Genomic DNA, 2,889 nt, shown 5'->3' on the forward strand with positions numbered 1-2,889 from the left:
TTTTAAACTTAATTGTAAACACTTTCAATAATTATTATAAATAATTTATTAAAAAAAACAAAGCAAGCATCTAATTATTAAAATAGACAACTTGCTTATATAATTTATTTTATTTCTTTCTCTTTAAATGTATATCCTTGCTTATTATAAAATTCTTTTATTTTCGTAATAGAGTATTTATCATTTTCAATAAAACTTATTTGTTGTTCATCAGCCTCCTTAACTGCTACTATATCAACTTTATTATAATCCCACTTTTCTTCAAAATCAAAACTAGTATCTGTAACCTCTAAAGAAACCTCAATTCCTTCTATCTGTTCATCAATAGATTGACGATTAATTAACTCTGCCAAAATCTCATTATTCGTTACAGTTTTCTCTAATCCACTGTATTTTGTTTTAAAGATTCCATAAGTAGCTACACCACTTTCACTGTTATACTCTATTTCAATAGTTGATTTAAGTGTTTGATTATCCATTGAACTACTTAATGTACCAATTAACTTTTTATCAGCTTTTACATCTTTAGGTCCACACCCAATAAGCAGAATTGTGACAAATAAAAAAATAAAAATCTTTTTTTTCAATTCTTTTTCCTATACCATTTATATGATACTTTTCCTTTCCTATTAATATTTTTCTAATAAATAATATAACATATTTATTTCAAATAAAACACCTATTGTTATTTATTGAAAATAAATCATTATAATGTGCAATTATCTCTAAAATGAATTGTATTTATTCATGGTATTATCTATAATATTCAAATTACTCAACACACACTCTTATTAATTTTTAAAAAAAATTAATATTTGATTCTTTTTCTAATTAACATTAAATAATATCGTATTATATATTTAAACTCCCATTTATTGATATGTTTTATAAGATTCATCTATATTATTACTAATATCACTATTTGCATGATTTACCTACGCTTTTTTATTATTTAATACTATTAAAAAAAGTTTAATATCTTTTAAACAATTAGCTAAATCTAGAAATATTATTTTTACTTTTGACTAGAAAACAATATAATGATTAGAAAAAACAGGCTATCTCAAGATCAATGTCATTAAGTTAAGAAGATAAGAAAGAAGTCATAAGTATAGAATATAAAAAATCTATGCTTATGGCTTTATTTTATGTACACAAAAAAGTACAGTCTTGAAACTGCTTTTCCAAAGGTATATAATAGTCGTGTGTTAGTCAAACCTATAGTTGAAACATACGACTTTTTTGGCAGAAACATGACGTGTGCTTGTTCTTCCTGGTCGGACAGGAAGTATTTCTTTGGCTATCAGGTTCTCAACGGGTGATTTTTTACCCGTTTTTTTGTTTAGAAACCTTCTTATGATATGCGATGCCCTTGTAAAATTAATTTGATATGTATACTTTGTCTTCTTTTTTATTATCTTTATATCCTGTACAATTCTTTGACAAAAGTTATAAAGTAATAATCTTGCATATATCTCCTGTTTGATAAGTTTTCTTTTCTTTGAATGTAATGCATGCAGTCCTATCGCATATTTGACCTGCCTGAATGAAGTTTCTATTCCCCATCTTTTATTATAGAGTTCCTTTATATCCTCAATAGAAAACTCATCTCTGTCAAGATTAGTTATGATGCATTCATATGTATCTTCAGTTATTTTTATTCTTACTGTTCTACATCGAAAATCATAGAATGGTTTTTCTTTGCTTAGATAATCAAAAGTGTGATTAGATGGTATAAATCTATATATTTGTGGATTTGCCTTGATTTCATTTGTTTGTTTGATTGTTAGTATTCTTGAAACATCTATATCAAATTCATCAGTATCGGGATATGGACCAAAACTCTTCATTATACTCTTGCTGGAAGTTATATCTCTAACTCGTATAAGATATTTATTTCCAGAATTGACGACATGTTCAAAATTATTATAGGATTCATAACCTCTGTCAGCTATGAATATGGCTTTATGACCTTTGTATCTATCCACAAGTTCATTGAAAGCACTATTTTCGTTAAAGACTGCTTCACCCTGAATAATAATATCATCATAAGTGCATTCTAAAAGATCATAGCCTGCATTGATATGAAAAGCTGAATATGTCAAATCCTTTATACCTTTTTTCAGAAGAGTTGTTTCCTTGTCATAAAAAGTATTGTCAATAGGTTCTTCACTGCCATCAACAGCTAAAAGACGATAACCTTTATAAGTTTTCAGTTTTGAAGTCTTTTTATTAAAATTATCAAAAAGAGATTTAAAAGCATCAATCTTAATTTTATTTCTGGCCTGTACAAAAGCTGAAGCAGTAGGAGTATCAATAGAATAGTCATTAAGCTTCAATAATTCATCTTTCAAAGAACCAGCTTCCAAACAAATGATATTATTAATGACAGTAGAGAAATCAAGTTTACGATTACGGATAAAATCAGTATTAGGATTCTCAACGAAAAGAGAACGAGAATTATTCAAAATCTTAATGCAGTGATTCAAATTTTTTCTAAGAGAGTTAAAATTGTTCATAAGTCATACCTCCAAAAGTTCATACCTATAAACAATAGGCTTATTATTCATAAAAAATATGAATAATAAGCCTCACAAACTCATTTAAATGTCAACACTTTTTTATAAAAAAAAAGAGGATACCAATATTTTTATATCGATATCCTCAATATCATTTCCTTAACTTAATGACATTGATAAAACAACTGTTAATTTATTTTTTATCAAGTTTATATTTTTGTACCCACTCATCAATAACCGTTTCATTCATACCAGATATAGAAAAATTCAAATAATTTTTTTCTTTACCTTTTTCTGCATAAAAAACTCCAGGGGTTGTGGTAAATTCAGGAAAATATTTTTTTATAATTGCAAGATTCTCTTGTTCACT

The 2,889-nt window shown here is 26.4% G+C and carries 2 protein-coding genes; both read right to left on the reverse strand.

Features of this window, described 5'->3' with window-relative positions; all coding sequences use genetic code 11:
- Positions 1 to 104: 104 nt before the first annotated feature.
- On the reverse strand, positions 105 to 587 hold the full coding sequence (locus tag QZ288_RS11645; RefSeq protein WP_278928907.1) for a hypothetical protein: 483 nt from the start codon (positions 585 to 587) through the stop codon (positions 105 to 107).
- A gap of 621 nt (positions 588 to 1,208) precedes the next feature.
- Positions 1,209 to 2,519, reverse strand: coding sequence for an IS4 family transposase (locus QZ288_RS11650; protein ID WP_100555455.1), 1,311 nt, complete (start codon positions 2,517 to 2,519; stop codon positions 1,209 to 1,211).
- Between the last annotated feature and the right edge of the window lie 370 nt (positions 2,520 to 2,889).

This window comes from uncultured Brachyspira sp., assembly GCF_910578695.1.
Taxonomy (GTDB): domain Bacteria; phylum Spirochaetota; class Brachyspiria; order Brachyspirales; family Brachyspiraceae; genus Brachyspira.